General features: G+C 43.6%; 17 protein-coding genes. 4 read left to right on the top strand and 13 right to left on the bottom strand.

All coding sequences use genetic code 11. The annotated features are described in order from the left end of the window. Nucleotides 1-70: 70 nt before the first annotated feature. A complete protein-coding gene (locus tag ACOSVQ_RS06695) occupies nucleotides 71-385 on the bottom strand; it encodes a hypothetical protein (protein ID WP_491981754.1) in 315 nt (104 codons plus the stop codon). Nucleotides 386-698: 313 nt separating this feature from the next. On the opposite strand from ACOSVQ_RS06695, the gene trpB reads away from it, so the two are divergent. Together trpB and ACOSVQ_RS06685 are read left to right on the top strand one after the other, a co-directional pair. Next, nucleotides 699-1,922 carry a tryptophan synthase subunit beta gene (trpB, locus tag ACOSVQ_RS06690; protein ID WP_491981753.1) on the top strand — a complete coding sequence of 408 codons (1,224 nt, stop codon included), beginning with the start codon at nucleotides 699-701 and terminating at the stop codon, nucleotides 1,920-1,922. A gap of 307 nt (nucleotides 1,923-2,229) precedes the next feature. Further along, nucleotides 2,230-2,562 carry a PBPRA1643 family SWIM/SEC-C metal-binding motif protein gene (locus ACOSVQ_RS06685; RefSeq protein WP_491981752.1) on the top strand — a complete coding sequence of 111 codons (333 nt, stop codon included), beginning with the start codon at nucleotides 2,230-2,232 and terminating at the stop codon, nucleotides 2,560-2,562. Between the two features lie 137 nt (nucleotides 2,563-2,699). Here ACOSVQ_RS06685 and ACOSVQ_RS06680 read toward each other — a convergent pair whose 3' ends face one another. The 11 genes from ACOSVQ_RS06680 to ACOSVQ_RS06630 all read right to left on the bottom strand — a co-directional run bounded on the left by ACOSVQ_RS06680 (nucleotide 2,700) and on the right by ACOSVQ_RS06630 (nucleotide 15,282). After that, nucleotides 2,700-3,044 carry a YajD family HNH nuclease gene (locus ACOSVQ_RS06680; protein WP_491981751.1) on the bottom strand — a complete coding sequence of 115 codons (345 nt, stop codon included), beginning with the start codon at nucleotides 3,042-3,044 and terminating at the stop codon, nucleotides 2,700-2,702. A gap of 148 nt (nucleotides 3,045-3,192) precedes the next feature. Next, nucleotides 3,193-3,612, bottom strand: coding sequence for a GFA family protein (locus ACOSVQ_RS06675; protein ID WP_491981750.1), 420 nt, complete (start codon nucleotides 3,610-3,612; stop codon nucleotides 3,193-3,195). A 176-nt stretch (nucleotides 3,613-3,788) separates the two neighbouring features. Further along, nucleotides 3,789-6,185, bottom strand: a complete 2,397-nt coding sequence (locus ACOSVQ_RS06670) for a putative bifunctional diguanylate cyclase/phosphodiesterase (RefSeq protein ID WP_491981749.1) — start codon at nucleotides 6,183-6,185, stop codon at nucleotides 3,789-3,791. A gap of 202 nt (nucleotides 6,186-6,387) precedes the next feature. After that, nucleotides 6,388-7,791: an HD-GYP domain-containing protein gene (locus ACOSVQ_RS06665; protein ID WP_491981748.1), complete on the bottom strand. Its 1,404-nt coding sequence runs from the start codon at nucleotides 7,789-7,791 to the stop codon at nucleotides 6,388-6,390. A gap of 262 nt (nucleotides 7,792-8,053) precedes the next feature. Further along, nucleotides 8,054-8,269 (bottom strand): DUF3820 family protein, encoded by a 216-nt coding sequence (locus ACOSVQ_RS06660; protein WP_491981747.1) that lies wholly within the window; start codon nucleotides 8,267-8,269, stop codon nucleotides 8,054-8,056. A gap of 111 nt (nucleotides 8,270-8,380) precedes the next feature. Further along, nucleotides 8,381-10,096 carry a BatD family protein gene (locus ACOSVQ_RS06655; RefSeq protein WP_491981746.1) on the bottom strand — a complete coding sequence of 572 codons (1,716 nt, stop codon included), beginning with the start codon at nucleotides 10,094-10,096 and terminating at the stop codon, nucleotides 8,381-8,383. Between the two features lie 2 nt (nucleotides 10,097-10,098). Then, entirely contained in the window at nucleotides 10,099-11,949 is a 1,851-nt protein-coding gene (locus ACOSVQ_RS06650; protein WP_491981745.1) for a VWA domain-containing protein, read from the bottom strand. Beyond that, on the bottom strand, nucleotides 11,942-12,910 hold the full coding sequence (locus tag ACOSVQ_RS06645; protein WP_491981744.1) for a vWA domain-containing protein: 969 nt from the start codon (nucleotides 12,908-12,910) through the stop codon (nucleotides 11,942-11,944). Before ACOSVQ_RS06645 ends, ACOSVQ_RS06650 begins: the two co-directional genes overlap by 8 nt. Beyond that, the gene (locus ACOSVQ_RS06640; RefSeq protein ID WP_491981743.1) at nucleotides 12,897-13,382 is read right to left on the bottom strand and encodes a DUF4381 domain-containing protein; all 486 of its coding nucleotides are present in this window, start codon (nucleotides 13,380-13,382) and stop codon (nucleotides 12,897-12,899) included. The genes ACOSVQ_RS06645 and ACOSVQ_RS06640 overlap by 14 nt, the downstream gene beginning before the upstream one ends. A gap of 10 nt (nucleotides 13,383-13,392) precedes the next feature. Beyond that, nucleotides 13,393-14,319, bottom strand: a complete 927-nt coding sequence (locus tag ACOSVQ_RS06635) for a DUF58 domain-containing protein (RefSeq protein ID WP_491981742.1) — start codon at nucleotides 14,317-14,319, stop codon at nucleotides 13,393-13,395. A 6-nt stretch (nucleotides 14,320-14,325) separates the two neighbouring features. Further along, nucleotides 14,326-15,282 carry an AAA family ATPase gene (locus tag ACOSVQ_RS06630; RefSeq protein ID WP_491981741.1) on the bottom strand — a complete coding sequence of 319 codons (957 nt, stop codon included), beginning with the start codon at nucleotides 15,280-15,282 and terminating at the stop codon, nucleotides 14,326-14,328. 313 nt (nucleotides 15,283-15,595) lie between these two features. On the opposite strand from ACOSVQ_RS06630, the gene ACOSVQ_RS06625 reads away from it, so the two are divergent. Beyond that, the gene (locus ACOSVQ_RS06625) at nucleotides 15,596-17,512 is read left to right on the top strand and encodes a methyl-accepting chemotaxis protein (RefSeq protein WP_491981740.1); all 1,917 of its coding nucleotides are present in this window, start codon (nucleotides 15,596-15,598) and stop codon (nucleotides 17,510-17,512) included. 73 nt (nucleotides 17,513-17,585) lie between these two features. After that, nucleotides 17,586-17,786 carry a restriction endonuclease subunit S gene (locus ACOSVQ_RS06620; RefSeq protein ID WP_491981739.1) on the top strand — a complete coding sequence of 67 codons (201 nt, stop codon included), beginning with the start codon at nucleotides 17,586-17,588 and terminating at the stop codon, nucleotides 17,784-17,786. A gap of 107 nt (nucleotides 17,787-17,893) precedes the next feature. Here ACOSVQ_RS06620 and ACOSVQ_RS06615 read toward each other — a convergent pair whose 3' ends face one another. Then, nucleotides 17,894-19,210: a methyl-accepting chemotaxis protein gene (locus ACOSVQ_RS06615; protein WP_491981738.1), complete on the bottom strand. Its 1,317-nt coding sequence runs from the start codon at nucleotides 19,208-19,210 to the stop codon at nucleotides 17,894-17,896. Nucleotides 19,211-19,356 lie beyond the last annotated feature (146 nt).

Below are 19,356 nucleotides of genomic sequence, written 5' to 3'. Positions count from 1 at the left end.
GAGATTGGCAAACATAGAATACCTAAAATCTGATGAATTAGATTGGCTTTAGGCTGGTATCAATAGTCAGTTACGGCCAAGCTCGCTTTTTCCCGCCGCTACTCGCTTTAATCAGATCCATGGTTTTCTTCGATTGTTCTTCAATCGATTTTAGACTTTTGGTTACCGAGTTTTGAAACTCAGCTTTGAGCGCGTCAAATGGTTCAGCAGGAGGTGCTGAAGGAGGGGACTTTAATTGGTGTACAAGTTGTACCAATTGTTTGTTCTGCCCTTCGAGAGCTTTCACTTGAGCGGTGAGATCTTTCAACAAGCCGGTTTGTTCGCGAATCTTAGATTCAATGCTGTTAAAAGCTTGTAGAATTTGCCCAATATTTTGTTCTGCCATCAAGATATCCATATTCGATGCTCTAACATAGCTAAAGTATAGGCAAAGCTTTTTGATTGAAGGGGTAATTATCGGTTCATGTTAACAATTTTGTTATTTAAACTTTCGTTTCATTTGCCTCATTAGCGAATAATTTCCTCACTTCCCCCTCATAAAGTTGAATGCTATTCACTGATTTTCGGTTCTATTTGTAAAGTTTGTACTATCAAACTAGTTCGCGAGATCGCAATCACGAATTAAGCAACTGGTTACACAAAGACTAAAGAAGTTTAGGTATAAATATTCCACTGAATAAACGACAAGGATGTATCAAATGAAAAACTCTTTTAATCACCCGATGCCAAATAGCGATGGTTACTTTGGTGAATATGGCGGCAGTTTCATCCCAGAAGAACTCGAAAAAATAATGAAGGAAATCAACGCTGCGTATGAAGAGTGCTGCAACGATCTGGAATTTCAAACTGAACTAGCACGCTTATACAAACACTTCGTGGGACGCCCAAGCCCTATTTTTCATGCGCAGAATCTTTCCAACAAATACGGTGCTGACATTTATCTTAAGCGTGAAGATCTCAACCACACTGGTGCACATAAAATTAACCACTGTTTAGGCGAAGCTATTCTGGCTAAGAAGATGGGAAAAACGAAGTTAATCGCGGAAACGGGTGCAGGTCAACATGGTGTAGCATTAGCAACAGCAGCAGCATTAGTGGGTTTGGAGTGTGATATCTACATGGGTGAAGTGGATATTGCGAAAGAGCATCCAAACGTTGTACGTATGCGTATTTTAGGTGCGAACGTTATTCCAGCAACACATGGTCGCAAGACTCTAAAAGAAGCCGTTGATGCGGCGTTCGAAGCCTATTTAAAAGATCCACACACTCAGCTTTATGCCATCGGTTCGGTTGTTGGTCCACATCCATTCCCGAAAATGGTTCGTGATTTTCAGTCAATCATAGGTAACGAAGCTCGAGTGCAGTTTCAGGAAATGACAGGTAACTTGCCGGATAATTTGGTCGCCTGTGTCGGCGGTGGTTCAAACGCAATGGGCTTATTTAGCGCATTCTTGGAAGACAAAGACGTAGCTATTCACGGTGTTGAGCCCGCGGGACGCTCTTTGGAAGAAGTGGGTGAACATGCTGCTACCTTGTCAAAAGGTGAACCGGGTATCATGCATGGCTTTAAGTCTTACATGCTGAAAGATGAAAACGGTGAGCCACAAGAAGTGTATTCAGTGGCAAGTGGTCTCGATTATCCTTCGGTTGGTCCGCAGCATAGCTATCTGAAAGATATTGGTCGTGTGAGCTATGGAACAGTAACCGATGAAGAAGCGATCGAAGCATTCTTTGAATTGTCCCGTGAAGAAGGGATTATTCCTGCCATTGAGTCTGCTCACGCTGTGGCGTATGCAACAAAGTTAGCTAAACAAGGGCTAAAAGGTTCAATACTGGTTAACCTATCTGGCCGTGGTGATAAAGATATCGATTTTGTGGTTGAAAACTATGGTGCGAAATACGGTATCGAGTCTTTGACGTAATAACTCGTCATATAAAAGCATAAAAGCCATCTCTTTCTTAATTGGTAAGAGGTGGCTTTATTTTATCTCTGTTATCAAAAACGAAGGGTGGTTAAATCACGATTTAAACGTCGATTCAAAATGCCACTTCGTAGCTGAGTTCAGCCAAGATCTTGGTGTGCTGACATGTGTAGACCGTGAGAAATAGACAAGTGGGAGAGAACTAAGATGTTTGTTTTGGGCTAATGGTAGGAACTTCTTTATCAATTGCTATAGTTCCGTATAATCGCGGCCAAATTACACCACATCAATCATCAGTGAGTTGCAAATGTCCAAACTATTTTTCAAAGGTCGAATCGATGCTAGGCAAAACCACGTCATTTCAGGCTACAACGTAAAACGTGATGTAAAAGCAGGCACTGAAGAAGCTCCAATCAATGTTGTCGTACCAACTGAAGTGCGTAAAGCAGAGATCGAAGCATTACTTTCTGAGCACTCTATAGTGGCTCATATTGTCGTAGATTCAAGCCAACCAGAAAACACCGTTGAGCTGGATACTCTTTTAAACAAACCTAAAGCCGTTACCATTGATAAAACCCCAAATCGAAATGATCCGTGCATTTGTGGCAGTGGGAAAAAGTACAAAAAGTGCTGCGCTTAAGCATTCGATAATTACAAAAAAGCCGTCTTCCGACGGTTTTTTTGTAATATGCAAAGGTTATCTGGGTGGTGAGTTAAGGGCATTGATAACTCTACCTCTTTAACTTCTGCACCAATCATTACTCAACGACTCTGGAATCACTTCTTCATCATTTTTGCTAAATCAGCAAAGGGATTGTATGTCGCGCCTTTATGTTCGTCTTCACCAGGCTTGATTTCATTACCATAAAGTTCATGTTCCAAATATTTACTGTGCTCATTGTCGTGGCAGTAGAGGCACAATAATTCCCAGTTACTGCCATCTTCTGGGTTATTCGTATGATCATGATCTTTATGATGAACGGTCAGTTCACGCAGGTTTGAGTATACAAACTCTCTTGCGCACCTTCCGCAAACCCAAGGATAGAGCTTTAGTGCTTTCTCTCGATAACCTGCTTCTTTACGTGCGTAGTTGGCACTAGTTCCGTTATGGTCTGATGACATCTTTGTACCCTAAATAGTCTTTAGGCATAAATGCTATCACGAGCACACATTGGGAAAAGTGACCATTGTTACGACTCTCGTTGGTATCCGCAATTAGGTGGTATTCATTTAGATAAAAGGCTAACGAGCTCTAAACGTATTAAGTTGTCTAGTTCTCCGTTTGATTAGGCAATTCTTCATAGCTAGGCACATTACCTACGTTTTTAGACCAGCTTGCACAACGACTCATAAAGATTTTAGCGGTTGGTTCAATTGAAATGGGGCTATCTAAACTACCAGCTGGAACGACTACGCAATTGATAGTTTCGGCAATGGTAGGAAGTGCAGAGCCACAGTTTTGGCAAAAGCTTTTTTCATGTTTTGTATTTAGGTGCTGATAGGTCTTAACGTAACTTTCACCTTGCAGCCAAGTTAGTGTGCTCGCTTTAGCAAATAGATTCGCAGCGTGCGCAGAACCAGTATCCTTTTGGCAACGAGTGCAGTGACACAAAAAGAAAGATTGGAAATCACCTGAGAGCTCATACTTCACTTCGCCACAAAGACATGAACCTTGATGTTTGTTGGTCATAGAAACCTCCTTACTTTTTATTACGCAGGTAGTTTTATCATGCCCGTAAAAGTATCGATAACAAAAAATCCGAGTGCAAGATTAACACTCGGATTCAAACATCTTCGGAGGAACGTTCAATCAGTTATTTTTCGCTAAACCGATTGGCATTACATCAATGGCGTCTCTTTTCGGCACTAATTAAGAAGCATGTTGGTGATTTCCGAACAACTTACCGGTTTTGAATAGAAATAGCCTTGAATCACTTGGCATCCTTCTGCTACCACAAAATCACGCTGTTCAGCTGTTTCGATACCTTCAACAACCACGCTAAGCTGCAAGTTCGTTGCTAATTGAACAATCGTTCGGCAAAGCTGCTGCTGTGTCGTGTCTGCAGGTAATCGACTAATGAAAGAACGGTCAATTTTGAGCGTCGAAATTGGCAGAGCATGTAAATAAGACAGTGATGAGTAACCAGTACCAAAATCATCAATCGCCAAACTCACCCCTAAATCACGAATCTTTTCAAGCTGCGGTATCACCTCTTGCTCACGCTCTAGGAATGCAGATTCTGTCAGCTCTAATTGCAATGCTTTTGCTGGAAATCCCGTTTTATTTAAAACTGAAGTCACTTGTTCATATAGCTGATCAAAACGCAGCTGATGCGCAGATACATTCACCGATAGTTTCAGCGTTTCCACGCCTGTTTTTGCGAACCAAATTTGCGCATCACGGCACGCGGTTTCAAGTACATACATTCCTAGTTGGTCGATAAGGCCAGAACGCTCAGCAACAGGAATAAACTCGGCTGGTGATACCCAGTTTCCACCATCATTCCAGCGCACCAACGCTTCTACACCAATCATACCTCCTGTTCCCGCATGCACTTGAGGTTGGTAATAGACTTCAAGAGCTTGTTTTTCGAGTGCTTCTCTTAGGCGATTACTCAATATCAACGTACGTTGGCTAGCATCAGTAAACGACTGCTCATAGAACTTATAGCTGCCACGTTTGGCATGTTTCGCCACATACATCGCCGCATCTGCACTTTGAAAAAGGTCTTCAAGTTCAACGCTCTGTTGCAGCGCAATCCCCATGCTTAAAGAGGAGTAAACATGGATGTCATTGCCTAAATAATATGGACGCGTCATCAATTTCTGTACTTTTTGACACAGCGCCTCACACGCAGGTAAATCAGCATTCTTAATTAATAGAGCAAACTCATCTCCGCCAGTGCGAGCCAAAACATAGCCATCATGACCAAACTGTTCATCACTCACCTTAGGTAGCATTTGTGCGATTTTGTTAAGCAGAGCGTCACCACTGGCATGTCCGTAACTATCATTGATGTCTTTGAAATGGTCTACATCAAACATGATGAGAGCACTGTGTGTAAGGCCATCATGACTCAGTGCTTCATCTAACACTCTGCGATTTGGTAGCCCCGTCAAGATATCGTGACTTGCCAAATAGTGAAGCTGGTCTTGGGCTGCCATGAGATCGTCGATATTAGTAAGCGAAACGATCTTTAATGCACTGCGACCCTTCGTCTTTTCAACATTTGTTACTGTTAGCAAGCCGTGGTGTCCTTGAAATTCAATCTCGATTTTTTGCTCACTCGATGATTCATCTAACGACATCACAAATGACGGTTCCAAATTGAGAAGCGATGTTAACCTTTTCGATGCTGAGGTAATCGATTGAACAGATTTACCGGTGAATTGAGCAAAAGCAGAGTTACAGCGTAGAACAACTCCCTGATTATCAATTACCGCTAATCCATCATTGCTGTGTTCAAATACTGTTTCAGCCTGCTTTAAGCCATACTCTTTGTCCTCAATTTCCTTCATCAAATCACGACTCGAACGAAACATCAGTTTCCAATCTAAAGGTTCACTTTGGAGATATTGGGTAAATTCACGGCGCTTAATCAATATGTACAATGCGAGTGGTACGCTAAAGGCTGAGGCCATCAGCACTTTACCTGCAAGCCCACCGATCACTATATTTACTACTGGCTCACTCACACCGAAGGCTATTAATGGGAAAGCGATTCCATCTGCAACTAACACGCAGATAAACCCCAAAAGATAAACCAGTGCAGAAGCAAACATTGGCAATTTCAGATTTTTGAGCTTCTCAAACAAAAAGAAAAGCAAAGCCAATTCGGTGATAATCAATACACCACCTAAGATAATAAAAGGCGTGGATATGTGGAAAAATTCAGCAGGAATGCTGTGTGGGTTCACGACATCTTGTTTTAGCGTGTATTCAGCTAACCCTGCAAACAGTACGTTAAATAGATCGACAATAATCACCAAGCGGATGAGGTGACGCAGAATAAAAACATCACGCTCCACCAACACACAAAGTATTGATGTCATCATAAATGCGCCGTAGCAGAGGTTGCCTCCGGAAATATTGATGGTTTCAGTTATAGGTAAGGAATAAACGTTGCCAAAAAAGCCGCCAATTAACAGGTAAAGAGAGATGCAAATATAAAAAGAGGTTCGACGTATACCGGGGTCTAGGCGCGAAAAATATAGTGGGAAAAGTGAGAATAAAGCAATTTGGCCAACAAACAGTCCTAGCATACTGGCTTCCTTTAGAGGGGCAATTTTATTTTCTACTTGATTGGTCAGTGGGTTACTGATTTTACAATAATAAGCTAATTGTCAATTAAACACGAAGAGACATTTGAAAAAGGGAAGCTGATCAGATCTGTGATATTGGACTTTTCATAACCCACCTACTGGAGAGACAAATCTAATCTAGACAATGTGTTTGCAAACTAATTTAGAGTATCGGTGATGAAGGAACTCCACTCGTACCAATATCTTTCATATACTTCTCAGGTAATTTATTTAGTGCCGCTTTTAGAGCATCAAAGCACACTGGGTCGATGGCTGTACCAACATTTTCTTCCATGATTTCTAAAGTTTTGGGAATTGGGATAGCACCTCGATAAGGTCGCTCAGCCGTAATGGCATCAAAAATATCCGCTGTGGTTATAATCCGAGTCATCATAGATATTTCATCGGCAACCAGTCTATCGGGATAGCCTGTTCCATCTAATTTTTCATGATGAGCAGCTGCCATTTTGGCAAATTGTTTTAGAGGAGATATCCGTTCAATGATCTCTCTGGTAAACACCGCGTGATTTTGTATTTGTGCCCACTCGTCATCATCCAGTTTCCCAGGTTTATCCAAGATAGTATTACTTACTCCGAGTTTACCCAGATCATGTAACAGTGCTGCACGCTTTAGCCATAGTCGATCCTCTTGGTCTAAGTTGAGTTCTTCGGCGATGAGTGTACTAAAAACAGCCACTCTGGAACTGTGTCCGGAGGTAAAAGGACTTTTGGCATCGATGATTTTGCCAAACGCAGTCACAATTCGATCGAAATAATCATCATCTAATGGAATCATCGCTTGGGCAGGTGACATAGCAAGCACAAATGGGACTATGGATGGGGCATTGAGTGCCTTAATGAAATCAGGATTGTTTTGCAACTGCTTAGAGATGGCCACTAGGTTCGGATCCAGCCAGTTTTCTGCACGACTTTCTAGCTCAGAAAATGCTGTATTCAAATCATGCTCACATTGAAAAACATCCATTACTTGAGCGAGAAGAGCAATTCTTGAAAATAAAGGGATTTGCTCACGCACCAGCCCATCAGGTCGTCCTGAACCGTCCCAGTGCTCGTCTAAATGTCGTATACCCTGCGCCACATTTTCACTGAATAAAAGCTCACGAGCAACTTCTGCACCTTTTGTGCAACGTGTTTGAATCAGTTCTTGGGCGTAGTCTGTACCATTTTTCAAAATATCAATAGTGGTTGAGATACGCTTGCGCCAATGTTCTCCTGAGCCTGCATTTTTTAGGACAAAATTAATTGCACTCGTCAGGCTTGTACCGACCGTTTTATAACGTTGTTTAAAAGTAAGATCATCGGTGGCGTAGAGTTCACAAATACGCGCCGCATTGCTGCTGCAGCCAGCATCCTTGAGAAGTAACGTAAAATACAGATCATGGAGCTCTGATGATGAGAGGTTCATTCGCTCACCAATATGCATTCCAATCCAGCAGCAACGCATACTGTGTTCTGGGGGTTGTCCCTCTGTCATATCTAACGCTACTGTCAGCGAAGAAACCAGCTCGGCCAGAGGCATATTGAGATTCGAACCTTGTAATAACATCGCACTCTACTTCGATATGTAAACGGAAATTATAGTGCAATCTTGCACTATAAATTTATAGCCAATAAAACAATAAATTACTTTAGTGGCTTAGTAACAATGGTAACTATCTTAAATGTCTGCCATATATTTTCTCATCCGAAATCACCAGCTCTGATTGAACTTCTAGGTGATGTCAGCCCACAAAAGAGCCATAACAAGGGCTAAAAGATATTTGAATCGGAGATAAAGTATAAGTTTTGGCCTGCGTTGATTATGTCAATTACATCCTTTTCAATGGCTTAACAACACTGTCCAACCCTTCGATTTTCAGTGCTAGACACAGTTGAAGAAGTTGACCAAGTTCGCCAGAAGGCCATCCTTTCTTATCAAACCAAAGCAAATATTCTTCGGGTAAGTCAATCAACACTCGTCCTGCATATTTTCCATATGGCATTTGAATACGGGCTAGCTTGATCAGGTTTTCTTTTTCTAACATGGATGGAAGGCCAATCTGTGTGAGTTATTGATGAGTATTGTGCCACCTTTCGATGGCGCAATACTCATTTCTTTTAATGAAAAAATTTCAAGGCGAAGAGCCAAACGCTGCTTAAAGTTTAGCAAGAGTTACTGGTTTAACTTTATGACGCTTTGCTTGCTGTTTCTGAATACGTTCGATGAGTTTTTTCAGTTCGCCTGTTTTTATTTCTTGAGGCGTCGATGAATAGAGTGCTTGATTGACCTCATTCAACGCCTTGTTGATGGCAATCTGTTCTTCCTCTTCGAGTTCAACCGTATTTAGCCATGCTTTTATGGCTCCAGTAACAGCAATACCATCTACTTCTCCAGTATCCGAGGCGGACAGGAGGTTGTTTAGCGTCTGATACTCACTGGACGTTGTTGTCTCATGTTCTGTCGCTTTCTGTAACGTTGGCGAAGTTCTAAAACGCCATGCAAACACACTTGTGATAACCCAAAGTGCAGCAAATAGTCCGGTTAGATAAGGCCAAAAACTAGCATCATTAACTGTGATGGTTTCGACTTTTGTTGTCGGTTGTACAGGCGTCGGCGTAGCAACGAGCGGAGCATCATTAGGCGTCACATTTAGGGATAGACCTGATATTTTGCTCGCTTGCTGTTGTTTGGTGTTGGTGTTCCACCAATCGACGGTTATCTCAGGTAATGCAATTTCACCACTTTGGCGTGGGATGAGAACTTGTTTCACCGTCATCATCACATCACCATTTTCCAAAGTGGTGAACTGCGGTTTTTCATCGTAAGTACTTAATGAAGTAGGGTAGCTCACTTTAATGTTCGGCAATTGCTCTTGGGTTAAACCTGACACTTGCAGATTTACTTCTCTAGTAATGGATTCGCCAACCTGCGTTTGATAGCTATTACCGGAAATCGTATTTCCCTGAGCATCTGTCCACTTCTGCGTTAGGCTCAGTTTATCCGTTGGTAGCCAAATACCATGATAGTTAGTCGGTTTTGCATTGACAGTAATAGTGTACGTTTTTGCTTTGGTTTCGATAGGAACCAGACGTGTTCCGCCACCATAGTTGCTGCCATAAACAATCGTACCTTTGAACACGGGTTCACGGAGTTGGTAAGTGCCTGCCTCTTTTGCTGTGACACGAAAATCCTGATCGACGATGGTCACTTCCACCCCGTCTAGTACCGTTTGATATTGATTTGCTTCACTCGCAGCTTTAAGTTCCAACCCTTCAACCGCTGGTGGCGATACCGTTGGGTTTTGCAAGCGACGTGGGTCTGCTTTGATGATCAAGCGAGCTTTTAATAACGCACTTTCATTTGGGTAGAGCTCTGACGCAGAAAGCTGAGTCTGCACTTCAACCAGATCTTTGACTTCAGGGGCTTGTTCATCTTGAGCAACCTGAATTGCGATGGGTTGAGTCTTTTGTCCGTTAAGTTCAAAGCTCGGAATGGTGACAATACCTATGTGCGTTGCTGCGAGGGATATGGTCCACTCACTTTTGTTCGTTCGAGTGCCGTTAATGATATTGATTGAAGAACCGAAACTAGGGCGTCCTAAAAGGAAGTCGCTGCTGAGCACAGTGAAATCAATATCGTCAGAAGAGGCTTTTTCGTCGCTAACCACGCGTAATTGAAAGACTTCATTTTTAACGACTTTGTTCTTACTGACACTGGCGTAAAAGGAGGCGGCTTGAACTGAAAAGCTATTGAAGCTTAGCGCTGTAATAACTAAGCACAGAGCGATTCGTCCAAAACGAGCTAAGTATGTAGATCGCGGAAAGTATGTAAATCGCGGAAAGTTAGCGATTGGAGAATGTAATACGTTCATCGTTACCACTTTTTACCATGAGTTTGTGGAGGCTCTTTACCTTGAGCCTGAAGAATCAGTTGTGCGCGCAATAGCTGACTAGGATCTCGGGCGCTTTCGACTTGCTCTAGCTTTCTCAGCTCGGGATCTATGTTTTCTGTCGTCGTTGATGCTACTTTTGGCTCTGCATCGGACTGATCGTCTTTTTCAGTCGGCTGTTGTTGACTGCCAGCTTGCGCTTTGGCTTGAGCATCTGATTGTTGATCCGATTCCTTGCCCTTAGCCTCATCGTTATCTTGCTCACTGTCATCTTGTTGGTGGCTGTCTTGCTGCGAGCTTTGGTTTTGTTGCTGCTCTTGCGATTGCTGAGTGTCATTTTGCTGCGATGTCTGTGAATCAGGCTGTTGTGATGAGTCATCTTGAGATTGACCAGAATCCGAGCCAGATTGAGACTGTTGCTGTTGCTGTTGCTGTTGCTGTTGCTGTTGCTGTTGCTGTTGCTGTTGCTGTTGCTGGCGTTGCGCTTGTTCAACAACATCTAAGTTGTGTTTTGCATCTTGGTTGCTTGGATCTTGTTGCAAAATCTGCTGGTAGATTTCCTTAGCTTTGTCCAAATCACCATTTTGAGCATAAGCATTGGCGAGGTTGTATTGCGTTCTTGATGATGGCTTATCTACCTTCGAAAAGCTTTCGATGGCGCCTTTGAAATCCTTGTTGTTATAACGAGCCACACCTTGCCATTCAGGATCGGTAAATAGCTCACTGGCGCTTTGATAGTCTTTGGCTCGATAAGCTTCCATCGCTTGTTGGTTAGCGTTTTTCCAAGGTGAACTAATGTCGAGTCCCGTATCTGCGCTGGCATCCGGCGACATGACCGTCATTCCGGTGGTGAGTAACAAAACAAAGATCATCCCTCTGCGGAAAAGCAATAAAGCAGGAACGATGAGCAATGGTAATAACCAGTAGCCGTTATTAACGTTCTCGGTTAGCGTCTTTTTATCGTCTTTCTTGCTCACATCTTGCTGCACTTGCTGTTCTGCAAGGATACGCACAACGTCTTGACCGTTTGCCAGATAGGGCGTGAAGACACCGTTGACGCTTTTTGCTAAAGATTGCATCGATTCAAAGTTAGTCTTGGCAACGACCGTCTGCCCATTATCTGTTTTGAGAAGCGATCCGTCGCTCAATGTGATTGGCGCTCCTGCTGCACTCCCGATACCAAGAATCACCAGCTTAAAGTGAGTGCCAGAAAGTTCGCTTTCGATGTCGGATTGCTCCCTTTCATCAAGATCGTCAGCGAATAAAACGAGTTCACCACGGGCAAGACCTGCGTTCTTTAGCATCTCGATAGCGAGCTTAATGCCTGCGGCGGCATTAGAGCCCTGATAGGGCATGATGTCGGGAGACAAGTTAGGCAGCAAATTGGCGATGGTTGCCGTGTCACTGGTTAATGGACTGACTGTGTACGCATCACCAGCATAAGCGACTAAGCCTGTGCTGCCTTCACTCCAACCTTTGAGTAAGTCGAGCGCTTTATAACGGGCTTGAGTTAAACGGTTAGGCTTGATGTCCGTTGCGTAAAGTGACAAAGACATATCCATAACCAAAATACGCGCATTGCTGTTGGTATAGCTTGGGCGAGTCTGTTTCTCGAAGCTCGGTCCTGCCAAAGCAATGACTGCGACAAGCCAACTTAGCGCTATGAGTAAAACTACAGTTTTGGTGCGATTACGATTTTCAATACCAAGTGCACTGGCAATATGACTGGCAATCAGCCCTTGGCTTTGTTTGTGTTTTGACAACCAAAAGACGATACCAGCTAAAGGTATTAGCGCTAAAAGCCATAGGGGAGCAAGGAGGGTGAAATCAGACATGGTTTCTCCTTACGATAAATAAAACAGCCGAAAACAGCAGCGCCAGCGCTAACGGATAACCAAACCATTCGCTTTGAGGTCGCCACGTTTGTGTAGCTTGGCTAATCGGCTCTAGTGCGTTGATGGTGTCATAGATAGTGGCTAGTTCCTTTTCGTCACGAGCACGGAAATACTGACCGCCAGTAATCTTAGCGATTTCCATCAGGCTTTTTTCATCTAAGTCCTGAGCCGTGTTGACTTTGCGGGTGAGGAAGAACTCTTTCACCATCATTTCGCCAGAACCTACACCCACGGTATAGATGGTTGCGTTGTATTTTTTGGCGATTTTTGCCGCTTCTATCGGCTCTAGCACGCCAGATGTATTGCTGCCGTCACTTAGCAAAATCATCACACGCTGTGGAGCGTCGCTATCAATAAAGGTTTTCGTTGCCAAACCAATACCTTCACCGATGGCCGTTTTGGTACCAATTAGGCGGAGTATTGCTTGGTTAAGCTGCTGGCTGATGGTTTGGCGATCTAAGGTGAGTGGTGTTTGCAAATACGCGTGATCAGCAAAGAAGATCAGACCCAATCGGTCACCTTCTCGCTTGCTGATAAAATCACTCAGAACCTTTTTAACCGCCGTTAATCGATCAATGTAATCGCCGTTGGATTTCATATCCTCTTGACTCATGGAGTAGGAGAGGTCAACGACCAACATCATATCTCGATGTTTTGGCGAGGTTGTCACTGGGTCACCATACCAGACAGGTCTGCATACAGCAGCAATCAGGCAAAGCCAGACTAGGATAGCTAAGCATTTAGCCAACCACTGCTTTGGTGGTGCGACAGAGTGTTGTTGAGGTAAATAGGGCAACTGGATGGCTGCCCTCTCTTTTACTGGTGGTAAAACTCGATTAATAACTAGCGGTAGTGGCAGTAATACGACCAGCCACCACCATACAAATTCAATGTTTGCCAACGCTCAAGTTTCTCCTTTTTTGCGGCGGCAACGCTGTGTTCACCCATTGATAGCAATCCGCCACCAAATCTTGAGCATTTTCGACTTTCTGCTTTTGATATAAAGCTTTCTGCCAAGTTTCTTCGTTCTTCATGAAAAGAGGCGAACCAACTTGAGAATCCAAAAATGCATACCAATCTGGACCGGTTAAATGAGCAACCTGCTCACGTGGGAAATAACATAACGCTGCTTGACGAACTAACTCAATCGCTGATGACGGAGTCTGATGTCCGAGTGCTGGGTTGAGCAAACGTAAAGCGGTCTTTTTCGGCGCCATACGTTTTTTCTTAGCACGGACAATTAATGCGATGCTGACCAGTACCACGATAATAGCCAATAGGCTCGCCCACCATCCCCAAGAAAGTGGTAGCCATGAAGGTACTGCAGGTAAATGCAAATCGCTAAGATTGAGTAAATTTGATGATTCTTGCATATCTTTTAAATTATCCAGATAGTTGTTGTAGCAAAGATATATCGCTAGAAAGAGATCGGTAGTCCATTTCCATAGATTGGCACAATGATTCTAATTCTAATTTCTGAGAATCAAAGACCTTTTTGATGCTTAGGCGATCAGATTTGGACGAAAAGTTAAGCCAGCGCGCATTTTTGCCATCACTCACTCTCTCAATTCCTCTAAATTGTGTCTCACCTTGCTCTAATGGGTCGAAAATATGGACTAATTTCACGCGGTTATGCTTACGTAACTGGTTGAATAATGGTCTAAAAGAATCCTCATAATTGACAAAATCGCTGATCATTATCACTTCACTGCCTTTAGGGCAGAGTCGGTTCAATGTCATTAGTACGGTTTGCATGGAACTGGGTGCCGATGCTTGTGTAAGAGCCTGTTGTTGGCACTCGACAAGTTGGGCAATGATTTGCAGTGGGCCTTTGTTACGACTGGTTGGTTTTATTTCGACGAGGTTAGAACCTGTATCAATCACTGCGCCTATGCGGTCTTTCTCTGCAACGGAAAGCCAGCTCAGCAAACTTGCCATATGAGCGGCTTGCACAGATTTGAGTAACAACGACGAACCAAACTGCATGGTCGCGCTTAAATCAACGTACAGAATCACGGGTTTTTCCCGTTCTTCTGAAAACAACTTAGTGTGTGGTTTTCCGGTACGAGCAGTCACGCGCCAGTCTATCGCACGAATGTCATCACCCGGCTGATATTGCCGAACTTCGGCAAAATCCATACCGCGCCCCAGTTGTTTGCTCTGGTGCTGACCTAACAGCTGCGACCATAAACTTTTGGCAGGTGGTAGCCATTTCACCGTATGTTGTTTGTAAGGAAGTAGCTCTTCCAAGCACAGGTGAACGCCATCAGAATTTGCAGGTAACGCCTGTTTTAATGACAGAGACATCATGCTGCCTTACGCACTGCCAACCAGAGCAAGTAAGTGGGTAATCACTTGGTTAGGCTGTACGCCTTCGGCTTGTGCCTGATAGGTGAGCAATAAGCGATGTCGAAGCACTGGGAACGCCATTGCTTGCACATCTTCAGGGCTTACGTAGTCTCGTCCTTGCAACCATGCACGGGCACGTGCGCAGCGGTCTAGGGCAATGGTCGCGCGCGGGCTGACACCGAGCTCTAACCATTGGGCCAGTTTGGCGTCGTATTGTTCAGGTTTGCGCGTTGCCATCACCAAACGTACCAAGTATTTCTCGATGGTTTCAGCCATATGAATATTCAGTACTTCTTGGCGCGCAGCAAAGATCTGCTCTTGAGTAATTTTTGGCAGCGTCTGCGAGGCTTCACCTTTCGCTTCACCACGGTTAAGACGAAGGATTTCTAGCTCATGCTCGGCATCAGGGTAATCCACATTGAGATGCAGCAAAAATCGGTCAAGTTGAGCTTCTGGTAGCGGATATGTACCTTCCTGCTCAATCGGGTTTTGCGTTGCCATCACTAGAAATAGCTCTGGTAAACGATACGTTTTTCTACCAGCGGTAATTTGTTTTTCCGCCATTGCCTCAAGCATCGCAGCCTGAACTTTTGCTGGTGCGCGGTTGATTTCATCCGCAAGAACGAGGGAGTTGAAAATCGGTCCTGCTTGGAATGTAAACTCACCGGTTTCAGGGCGGAATATGTCAGTGCCCGTTAAATCCGCTGGCAGTAAGTCGGGAGTGAACTGAATACGGTGAAAATCCCCTTCAATACAGTCTGCCAATGATTTAACCGCACGAGTTTTCGCTAACCCCGGAGGCCCTTCTACCAGAATGTGACCATCGGCCAAAAGCGCGACCAGAAGTTGCTCTACTAAGGCGGATTGACCAATAACCTGCTGGTTTAAATGCTGCTGTAGCGAATGAAAGGTTTCTGACTGCATGAAATCCTACTCTCCTTGATAATCTTGTTCTTAGTGAGCCTGTAACTGAAAAAGTTCCTTACACGATGAGATATTCGTTTGTTTGATGGTTTATTGAGCAAACGAATTAATCGTCATGTGTGTCCTAATCATCAACATATGGAGTTACTTGGTACTTTTCTAAACCTTTTCAATGAAATAAATACACCTTATGAAACTAGGTTTATTTGATTGATAAATTTGCTGAATTAATTGCCGTTTTGTCATAAAGAATTATGCTTTAAAGTCGATACAACGTTCGTTAAAACAAGTCGCCAAAATAGGTAAAAAATAGATGCTCAAATTTAGCAATGTCAGCATTAAGACGAAGGTAGTCGCAGGGATTACCTTCGCTGTACTGGCTTCGACGATTATTGTCGGGGTCATGGCACAACGTCAGGCAAGAGATGTATTAGAGCATCGATTAGTGGATATTGAACTCCCATCGATGCTGGAACAGATCAGCAGCTCAATCAATAGCGAAGTGACACATCTTCTATTGGCTGCGCAACAGATCACCAACAGTGAATTTATTAAAAAGGCTATCGCCACCAAGAATGTCGATTCTGGTGATGAAGCAATGCTGGTTAAGCAACTAAACAACATTCGCGCCCAGTTCAAGTTGAACGATGCTTCTGTTGCGAACCGAAAAACCGCTTATTACTGGAACCAAAATGGTTTCCTTCGTGAACTGAACAAGCAGCAAGATGGCTGGTTTTATGCGTTTGTAAGTTCCGGCAACCCAACCATGGTAAGCATGTTCCAAGAAGCGACTGGTGAGGTGAAAATGTTCGCCAACTATCAGGACGTGAATGGCGATACTATGTCTGGTCTTTCTAAATCTATGGATGACATGGTGAAGCTGCTAAACGGTTATAAGATTGAGCAGACAGGTTATGTGTTCCTGACTAACGCGAAAGGCGAAGTTCAGATCCACCGCGAAAAGTCGAAGGCAAAATCAACGCTGACTCAACTGTTCGGTGCGGAAACCAACAAGTTGCTGAACAAGTCTGGTTTCAACCTGATTACTGCGCAACATGAAGGTGTCGATGTTTTCGTGGCAAGCTTCTACGTTAAGTCTATGGACTGGTTTGTTGTCGGTACAGTGCCAGTTAACGAAGTGTTCGCTGACTTGAACGACGTTGCTCAACGCATGCTGATTACCACACTAATTGTCGCAGCCATCTTTATTGCGATGGGCTTGGTTTTGGCAAGCAGTATTGCTAACCCAATTCGTCAGATTGCGATTCGTTTTACGGATTTAGGTAAGGGCGATGGTGATTTGTCACAACGAATTGAAGTTTTGGGCAACGATGAAATCGCTCAACTTTCAACTGGATTCAACGGCTTTATTGAAAAGATCCATCAGTCGATGAAAGAAGTGGCTTCAACCAGTAATGCATTACAAGTCGCCGCTGAAACAGTTTCAACCAAAGCGCATACTACTCATGACAACAGCCAGCAGCAACGCGACCAGACTATTCAGGTGGTGACAGCCATTAACCAAATGGGTGCGACCATCAGTGAGATTGCTTCTAACGCTGCTACTGCTGCGGAAACGGCAAACCAAGCGACGTCAAACACCGAAGTCGGCCGTAAAGTGGTGAATAAGGCAAAAGACGCGATTGCTCGTTTAGCCGATGACATTGAAAACATTGGTCAGGTGGTTGGCCAGCTTGCATCGACTACTCAAGATATCGGTTCGATACTGGATGTTATTCGCGGCATTTCTGAACAAACGAACTTGTTAGCACTTAACGCGGCGATTGAAGCAGCTCGTGCTGGTGAACAAGGTCGTGGTTTTGCGGTAGTGGCAGATGAAGTTCGTAATTTGGCGAGTCGTACCGCAGCTTCGACTGAGCAAATTCAGAAGATGATTAACCAGCTACAAAGTGATGCAAAAGATGCTGTGTCGGCAATGGAAGCGGGTAAATCAGTGACGTTGGAGGGTGTTTCTTCCTCTGACGAAGCGGTTCAAGTGTTGATTGGTATATCGGAACGTATCCATGATATTTCAGACCGAAATACTCAAGTGGCAACCGCGACAGAAGAACAGTCGACAGTGGTTCATACTATCAACATGAACATTGAAGAAATTAACGCTATCAACGAAATCACAACGGGTACGGCTGAAGAGCTTGCAGGCGCTAGCCAAGAACTTCGTGAGCTTTCTGGTCGTTTGGATAAGATGGTTGGTAGCTTTAAACTCTAGTATCCTGCTGGGGAGTTGGGTAAACTTCTCCCCAGAATTTGATATTTTGAACTTTGAAGTTTAGGTAAGAGTAATGAGCGATTTTGAAAAAGAACTAGAGCAGATGACTCAAGAAGCAGGTAATGAAGCAGAGGTTGCATTACCAAGTATTGATGAACAAAAAGCGATAGTTGCAGAGCTGAAGCGTTTGGAAGCAGAAGGCAAGCTGACACCAGAAATTCTGGAGCAGTACTTTGGTAAGTTCAATGCGAAAAACGAAGCGCCTATTCACTAATAAGCTTCCTCTCATCCTTGATTGATGAGTCAAAGATTCCAAATAAAAGGTCTAGCAAGTTGCTAGACCTTTTTTCTAGGCGTTTGAGTTACAGTTACTGAGTCAAGTTACAACTGCTGATTAAACTGGCGGACGGCTTCAACGACTCGAATTGCACCTTGTTCAACTTGTTCAATCACTTGACCTGCCTGTGTGGAAAGATCTAGTGCATCGCCCGCTTGAGACTGACACACCGCGATAAGTTCAACGGCTTTGGCTGTGAGTTTCATGTTTTCAGCAACGACTGTAACGATCTCTTCGGTAGTGTTGTTGGTTCTCGAAGCCAGCTGTCTTACCTCATCGGCAACCACAGCAAAACCACGGCCCTGTTCTCCTGCACGAGCTGCTTCAATGGCTGCGTTGAGTGCGAGTAGATTGGTTTGGTCTGCGATACCACTGATGTTGCCAACCAAATCACTGATACTTTTAGAGTGTGCATTGAGTGCTTCGATATCAGCACTTGCTTGTTTCATTTGGCGCACCAAATTTTCCATTTTCTTTATGATATCAGTAACGACTTCTTGTCCTTGAGTCGTTTGACGTCCGGTTTCTTCTGATACGTTAAAAGCGATTTGCGCTGCCTCTTGAGCCGCAAGTTCTTGTTGCACTTGATCAGTAATCACTGTTGCAAACTTCACGACTTTGTAAAGCTCACCAGTATCGTTATGAATAGGGTTGTAAGAAGCTTCTAGCCATACAACATGTCCATGTTTATCAATTCGCTTAAAGCGCTCTGAGACGAATTGACCTCTTCCCAGTTTCTTCCAGAATTCAGTGTATGCTGGTGAATTAACTTCACTTGATTCACAGAAAATTCGGTGATGTTTACCTGCAATCTGTTCGTTACTGCTGTAACCCATGGTTTTTAGAAAGTTGTCGTTAGCACGAAGTATGGTTCCATCTAGAGAGAACTCAATCACTGCCATAGAACGGTTTATGGCTTTAAGCATATCTTCGTGTTCACGTGATGCAGAGATTGTTCTGGTCAGTTCGGTTGCATGAAGCGTAAATCTGAGCAGTTTGTTTTGAGCATCAAAAATGGGCTGAAGAATAATACGCAGCCAAGCTTCCTGTCGGTTAGCTTTGGAAATTTGTAAAGCGCCATTCCAGTGTTTCTTCTGCTCAAGTGCGCTTTTCATTCGCTGGAAGTGTTTGGACTGTCTGGCTTTTTCCGGAACTAATGACGTTAAATGAGTACCTGCAATTACGTCGGATTTAAGACCTAGTTCTTTTTCAAAGTTTTCGTTTGCGGATACAATTTTGCCCTGAGGATCGATGGTTAACCTCAGCATGTCTTGATCTAGGCTTTCACGTATCTGTTCATGTGAGTAGATTTGCTCTTTTAATTGCTGATTTTCTTTCTTAAGTGACTGATTAAAAAACATAGTAACCTTAGCTGTGTTTTAGCACCGTTTTATTATGTGAATAACCTAGTTATCGGCTGGGTGAATAATTATTATAGTTATCATTAAATTTAATTATTTTGTCTAAAACTAGAGTATGTCAAAGTTAATTTTCGATTTACTGGTCT

The organism is Vibrio sp. HM8-C (assembly GCF_058630515.1).
Note: the sequence above shows the minus strand (reverse complement) of the source record. Positions and strands in the feature narration are given on the sequence as shown.

Bases quoted from the DNA above. Each gene is read 5' to 3' on its own strand.
- ACOSVQ_RS06695 (WP_491981754.1), bottom strand. From the start codon at position 385: ATGGCAGAACAAAATATTGGGCAAATTCTACAAGCTTTTAACAGCATT.
- trpB (WP_491981753.1), top strand. From the start codon at position 699: ATGAAAAACTCTTTTAATCACCCGATGCCAAATAGCGATGGTTACTTT.
- ACOSVQ_RS06685 (WP_491981752.1), top strand. From the start codon at position 2,230: ATGTCCAAACTATTTTTCAAAGGTCGAATCGATGCTAGGCAAAACCAC.
- ACOSVQ_RS06680 (WP_491981751.1), bottom strand. From the start codon at position 3,044: ATGTCATCAGACCATAACGGAACTAGTGCCAACTACGCACGTAAAGAA.
- ACOSVQ_RS06675 (WP_491981750.1), bottom strand. From the start codon at position 3,612: ATGACCAACAAACATCAAGGTTCATGTCTTTGTGGCGAAGTGAAGTAT.
- ACOSVQ_RS06670 (WP_491981749.1), bottom strand. From the start codon at position 6,185: ATGCTAGGACTGTTTGTTGGCCAAATTGCTTTATTCTCACTTTTCCCA.
- ACOSVQ_RS06665 (WP_491981748.1), bottom strand. From the start codon at position 7,791: ATGTTATTACAAGGTTCGAATCTCAATATGCCTCTGGCCGAGCTGGTT.
- ACOSVQ_RS06660 (WP_491981747.1), bottom strand. From the start codon at position 8,269: ATGTTAGAAAAAGAAAACCTGATCAAGCTAGCCCGTATTCAAATGCCA.
- ACOSVQ_RS06655 (WP_491981746.1), bottom strand. From the start codon at position 10,096: ATGAACGTATTACATTCTCCAATCGCTAACTTTCCGCGATTTACATAC.
- ACOSVQ_RS06650 (WP_491981745.1), bottom strand. From the start codon at position 11,949: ATGTCTGATTTCACCCTCCTTGCTCCCCTATGGCTTTTAGCGCTAATA.
- ACOSVQ_RS06640 (WP_491981743.1), bottom strand. From the start codon at position 13,382: ATGCAAGAATCATCAAATTTACTCAATCTTAGCGATTTGCATTTACCT.
- ACOSVQ_RS06635 (WP_491981742.1), bottom strand. From the start codon at position 14,319: ATGATGTCTCTGTCATTAAAACAGGCGTTACCTGCAAATTCTGATGGC.
- ACOSVQ_RS06630 (WP_491981741.1), bottom strand. From the start codon at position 15,282: ATGCAGTCAGAAACCTTTCATTCGCTACAGCAGCATTTAAACCAGCAG.
- ACOSVQ_RS06625 (WP_491981740.1), top strand. From the start codon at position 15,596: ATGCTCAAATTTAGCAATGTCAGCATTAAGACGAAGGTAGTCGCAGGG.
- ACOSVQ_RS06620 (WP_491981739.1), top strand. From the start codon at position 17,586: ATGAGCGATTTTGAAAAAGAACTAGAGCAGATGACTCAAGAAGCAGGT.
- ACOSVQ_RS06615 (WP_491981738.1), bottom strand. From the start codon at position 19,210: ATGTTTTTTAATCAGTCACTTAAGAAAGAAAATCAGCAATTAAAAGAG.